The sequence below is a fragment of the Rhodococcus sp. As11 genome (assembly GCF_048957735.1).
Classification (GTDB): Bacteria; Actinomycetota; Actinomycetes; order Mycobacteriales; family Mycobacteriaceae; genus Rhodococcus; species Rhodococcus gordoniae.
Map to the genome: position 1 here is coordinate 1 of NZ_JARDJE010000043.1, position 4,564 is coordinate 4,564.

General features: G+C 68.5%; 5 protein-coding genes and 1 pseudogene. 5 read left to right on the plus strand and 1 reads right to left on the minus strand.

The features are described from left to right. A pseudogene (locus tag PV766_RS23890) lies at positions 1–135 on the plus strand (succinyl-CoA--3-ketoacid-CoA transferase); the annotation flags it as partial. Here the strand turns inward: PV766_RS23890 and PV766_RS23895 are convergent. Beyond that, positions 122–658: a DUF1992 domain-containing protein gene (locus tag PV766_RS23895; RefSeq protein WP_016931951.1), complete on the minus strand. Its 537-nt coding sequence runs from the start codon at positions 656–658 to the stop codon at positions 122–124. The pseudogene PV766_RS23890 and the gene PV766_RS23895 sit on opposite strands and share 14 nt — an antisense overlap. 116 nt (positions 659–774) lie before the next feature. Here PV766_RS23895 and PV766_RS23900 point away from each other — a divergent pair, with 116 nt between their 5' ends. The 4 genes from PV766_RS23900 to dmpG all read left to right on the plus strand — a co-directional run bounded on the left by PV766_RS23900 (position 775) and on the right by dmpG (position 4,445). Continuing rightward, complete coding sequence (locus PV766_RS23900; protein WP_129975919.1) at positions 775–1,530, plus strand: IclR family transcriptional regulator; 756 nt, start codon at positions 775–777, stop codon at positions 1,528–1,530. Positions 1,531–1,621: 91 nt separating this feature from the next. Beyond that, positions 1,622–2,464: a 2-keto-4-pentenoate hydratase gene (locus PV766_RS23905; protein ID WP_016931953.1), complete on the plus strand. Its 843-nt coding sequence runs from the start codon at positions 1,622–1,624 to the stop codon at positions 2,462–2,464. Next, on the plus strand, positions 2,461–3,393 hold the full coding sequence (locus PV766_RS23910) for an acetaldehyde dehydrogenase (acetylating) (RefSeq protein WP_129975212.1): 933 nt from the start codon (positions 2,461–2,463) through the stop codon (positions 3,391–3,393). Before PV766_RS23905 ends, PV766_RS23910 begins: the two co-directional genes overlap by 4 nt. After that, positions 3,390–4,445, plus strand: a complete 1,056-nt coding sequence (dmpG, locus tag PV766_RS23915) for a 4-hydroxy-2-oxovalerate aldolase (RefSeq protein WP_016931955.1) — start codon at positions 3,390–3,392, stop codon at positions 4,443–4,445. Before PV766_RS23910 ends, dmpG begins: the two co-directional genes overlap by 4 nt. Positions 4,446–4,564: the final 119 nt, after the last annotated feature.

The window sequence follows — 4,564 nt, forward strand, 5'->3', positions numbered from 1 at the left end:
GTGGTCCAGCGCATCGTCACCAACCTCGCGGTGATCGACGTGACCGCCGACGGCCTCGTCCTGACCGAGTGCGCCCCGGGCGTCACCGAGGATCAGGTGCGCGCCGCCACAGGAGCACCGCTCACCCTTCCCTGACGACGGGCCGGTTCCGCCTGCGGAACCACCGGAAGATCCACCTTCTCCGCGCGACCCCGGTCTCGGACTCCGTCTCGAGCCGGGGTCGCGTCGAGTTCAGGGCCGTGCGGGCCTCCTCGCGACGACGTGCCCGCTCGACCTTCCACACCTCCACCATCTCCTCGGCGTCGACCTTGTGGATCGGTACGGGCAGGCCGCTCGGGAAACGCAGGCAGTCGGCGATCCGCCGGTTGAGATCGGAGACGATGTCGCGCACCACCTTCTCACTGGGCGCCGAGCCGACCGTGCCGGGCAGCCGCTCGATCTCGCGCCGCAACTGCAGTTCGGGCGGCAGCAGCGCCTCCGTCGACAGACCCTCACGCGCCAGATAACTCTTCACCCACCACAGATCGTCGTCGCCGTGGTCGGGGATGGGTTTGCCGTATCCGGGCAGATCGTCGAAATCGCCCCGGTCCTGCGCCACGCGGATCTGCCGTTCGATCCACGTCTCGAACGTCAGATCCCACCGCTTGCGCTCGGTCACACATCCAGGATGCCAGCGCGGGCGCCCGTCCCGGATGCGGTGCGTGGTGTCCTAACCTGAGCCACGTGGAAGGACAACGCGAGTCGCCGGTGCATGCCCGTCCGCCGGGCGACGGGGTGGACACCAACACGGTGCTCGGCAAGGTTGTCACCGTGCTGTGGGCGTTCACCGCGGACGACCATGTGCTCACCCTCGCCGAACTGGGCCGGCGCACGGGACTACCCAAGGGGACGCTGCACCGCGTCGTCACCGATCTCGTCGCCGTCCGCCTGCTCGACAAGGATCCGGCGGGATACCGCCTGAGCGGTCAGCTCTTCGAACTCGGTCTGCGTGCCTCCGTCGAGCGGGGGTTGGTCGAGGTCGCGATCCCGTTCATGGAGGATCTGTACGAGCGCACCCACGAGACCGTGCACCTCGGTGTCCCCGAAGGAGTCGAGGTCGTCTACGTCTCGAAGATCGGCGGGCACCGGCCCGCCTCCACACCGTCCCGGATCGGCGGGCGAATGCCCATGTACTGCACCGGGATCGGCAAGGCTCTTCTCGCGTTCTCCCCACCGGAACTGCTGGCGGAGGTGGTCGAGGCCGGCTTGTCGCGCAAGACTCCCCGGACCATCACGACCCCCGGCCGGCTCGGCGCGAACCTGGCGACCGTGGTGGAGCGTGGCGTGGCGTTCGAATTCGAGGAGTCCGCCGTCGGACTCGCCTGTGTCGCCGCCCCGATCTTCGACGAGGACGAGCGCCCGATCGCGGCGGTGAGCGTCACCGGTCCGGTCACCCGATTCCGTCCCGAGAAACACGGGGGTGCGGTGAAGGCCGCCGCCGCGGGCATCGCTGCCACCCACGCCCGTCGCGAGGCCATCCGCAACTTGTGAGGCCGAGCGTTCCACTCACCGGAACCCCACGCTATGCCGGAGCGTGTGTCCCGGTAACGATGGGGATCGACCATCGAAGGACGAGGACGTGATGACTACGAGCTCCAACACCCCATCCGTGGCGGATCGCACCCGCGTCGCCGGTGCGGCAGACCGCCTCATCGAGGCCATGCGCAGCGCCGTGCCGTGTGGCCCGGTCCGCGATCTGATCGGGGAGACCGACATCGACCTGGCGTACGCGGTGCAGCAACAGCTCACCGACAGCCGGCTCGCCGCGGGCGCCCGCATCGTCGGCCGCAAGATCGGCCTGACGTCCCCGGCGGTGCAGGGGCAGCTCGGTGTCGATCGTCCCGACTTCGGCGTGCTCTTCGACGACATGGACGTCACCGGCCTCGACGAGGTACCCAGCGACCGTCTGCTCCAGCCGAAGGCCGAAGCCGAGATCGCATTCGTCCTCGCCGCCGACCTCGACTCGGACGATCTCGATCTCGCGACCGTCCGGGCCGCCGTCGGGCACGCGGTCGCCGCACTCGAGATCGTCGACAGCCGCGTCGACGGCTGGGACATCAAGATCACCGACACCGTCGCCGACAATGCTTCCAGCGGCCTCTACGTGCTCGGCTCGCAGACGCTCACCCTCGACGAGTTCGAGCCGATCGACGTCACCATGCGGATGTACGTCGACGACGAACTCGTCTCCGAGGGGACCGGCGCGGCGTGCCTCGGCGATCCCCTGAACGCGTTGCTGTGGCTCGCTCGCACGGCACGCGAGTTCGGGCAGCCCCTGCGCGCAGGGCAGGTCGTGCTGTCGGGCGCACTCGGCCCCATGGTTCCGGCACCCCCCGGTGTCACGGTCCGCGCCGAGATCTCCTCGCTCGGCACCGTGACAGCGCGTTTCTCTTCCGAAAGCTCCACCGCACAGGAGAACTCATGACCACCAAGGTTGCCATCATCGGGTCGGGCAACATCGGCACCGACCTGCTCATCAAGATCAAGCGACTGGCGGACGCCGAACTCGAGACCATCGCGTTCGTGGGTATCGACCCCGAGTCCGACGGACTCGCCCGGGCGAAGCGTCTCGGTATCGATGCCATCTCCACGGGCGTCGAGGGCCTCCTCGAGCACCCCCGGTTCGACGAGATCGAGATCGTCTTCGACGCGACGTCGGCGAAGGCACACGAATACAACGAGAAGCTCCTGCGCCCGCACGGGAAGATGCTCATCGACCTCACGCCGGCCGCGATCGGCCCGTACACGGTGCCGCCGGTGAATCTCACCGAGCATCTCGACGCGCCGAACGTCAACATGGTCACCTGCGGTGGACAGGCGACGATCCCGATCGTCGCCGCTATCTCCCAGGTCACCAAGGTGCACTGGGCCGAGATCGTCGCCTCGATCTCCTCGAAGTCGGCCGGTCCCGGTACCCGCGCCAATATCGACGAGTTCACCGAGACCACCTCGCAGGCCATCGAGAAGATCGGTGGTGCCACGCGCGGCAAGGCGATCATCATCCTCAACCCGGCCGAACCGCCGATGATCATGCGCGACACCGTGCTCGCGCTCGTCGGCGAGGACCGCAAGGACGAGATCGTCGCGTCCGTCGAAGCGATGGTCGCGAAGGTCCAGGAGTACGTGCCCGGTTACGCCCTCAAGCAGGAGGTGCAGTTCACCGAGGTCACCGAGTCCATGGCGACGCTCACCGACCACACCGGTCCCCTGTGGAAGGTCGCGGTGTTCCTCGAGGTCAAGGGCGCAGCACACTATCTGCCCGAGTACGCGGGCAATCTCGACATCATGACCTCTGCGGCGCTGCAGGTCGCACGCGCCGTGGCGGCACGCACGAAGGATCAGGTGACGGCATGACCGCGGCAACGACGACGACTCGCGAATTCGCAGGCGACGGAACGGCTCTGTACATCCAGGACGTGACCCTGCGCGACGGCATGCACGCCATCCGTCACCGCATCACGCCGCAGGACGTCGCGAAGATCGCCGGTGCGCTCGACCGTGCCGGTGTGGACGCCATCGAGGTGTCGCACGGCGACGGTCTCGCCGGTCACTCCCTGACCTACGGCCCCGGCAGCAACACCGACTGGGAGTGGCTCGAAGCCGCAGCGGGAGCGATCAACTCGGCGACTCTCACCACGCTGCTCCTGCCCGGAATCGGAACCGTCCACGAGCTGAAGCGCGCCTACGAGATCGGCGTGCGGTCGGTGCGTATCGCGACGCACTGCACCGAGGCCGACGTCTCCGCGCAGCACATCGCCGCGGCGAAGGAACTCGGCATGGACGTGTCCGGCTTCCTGATGATGTCGCACATGGCTCCGTCCGAGGAGCTCGCCCGGCAGGCGAAGCTCATGGAGTCCTACGGTGCCGACTGCGTCTACGTCACCGACTCCGGCGGACGCCTCACGATGGACGGTGTCCGCGAGCGTGTGCGTGCCTACCGTGAGGTCCTGAACGAGACCACTCAGATCGGCATCCACGCGCACCAGAACCTGTCGCTGTCGGTCGCCAACTCCGTGTGTGCCGTCGAGGAAGGCGTCATCCGCGTCGACGCATCGCTGGCCGGACACGGTGCCGGCGCCGGTAACTGCCCGATCGAGCCGTTCGTCGCCGTCGCCGACCTGCTCGGATGGAAGCACTCCTGTGATCTGTTCGGGCTGCAGGACGCCGCCGACGATCTCGTGCGTCCGTTGCAGGACCGTCCGGTGCAGGTCGACCGCGAGACCCTCACCCTCGGCTACGCCGGCGTGTACTCGAGCTTCCTGCGTCACGCCGAGACTGCCGCGAGCATCTACGGTCTCGACACCCGCGACATCCTCGTCGAGATCGGCCGCCGCGGGCTCGTCGGTGGTCAGGAGGACATGATCACCGACGTCGCACTCGACCTGCGCAATCGCGCAGGACACTGATCCGGTCGCATCCGACCGGAACAGCTGCGTCGGGGGGGGGGGGGGGCCCCCCCCCCCGGGGGCGCCCCCCCGGGCGGGGGGGGGGGTGGGGGGGGGGGGGGGGGGGGGGGGGGGGGGGG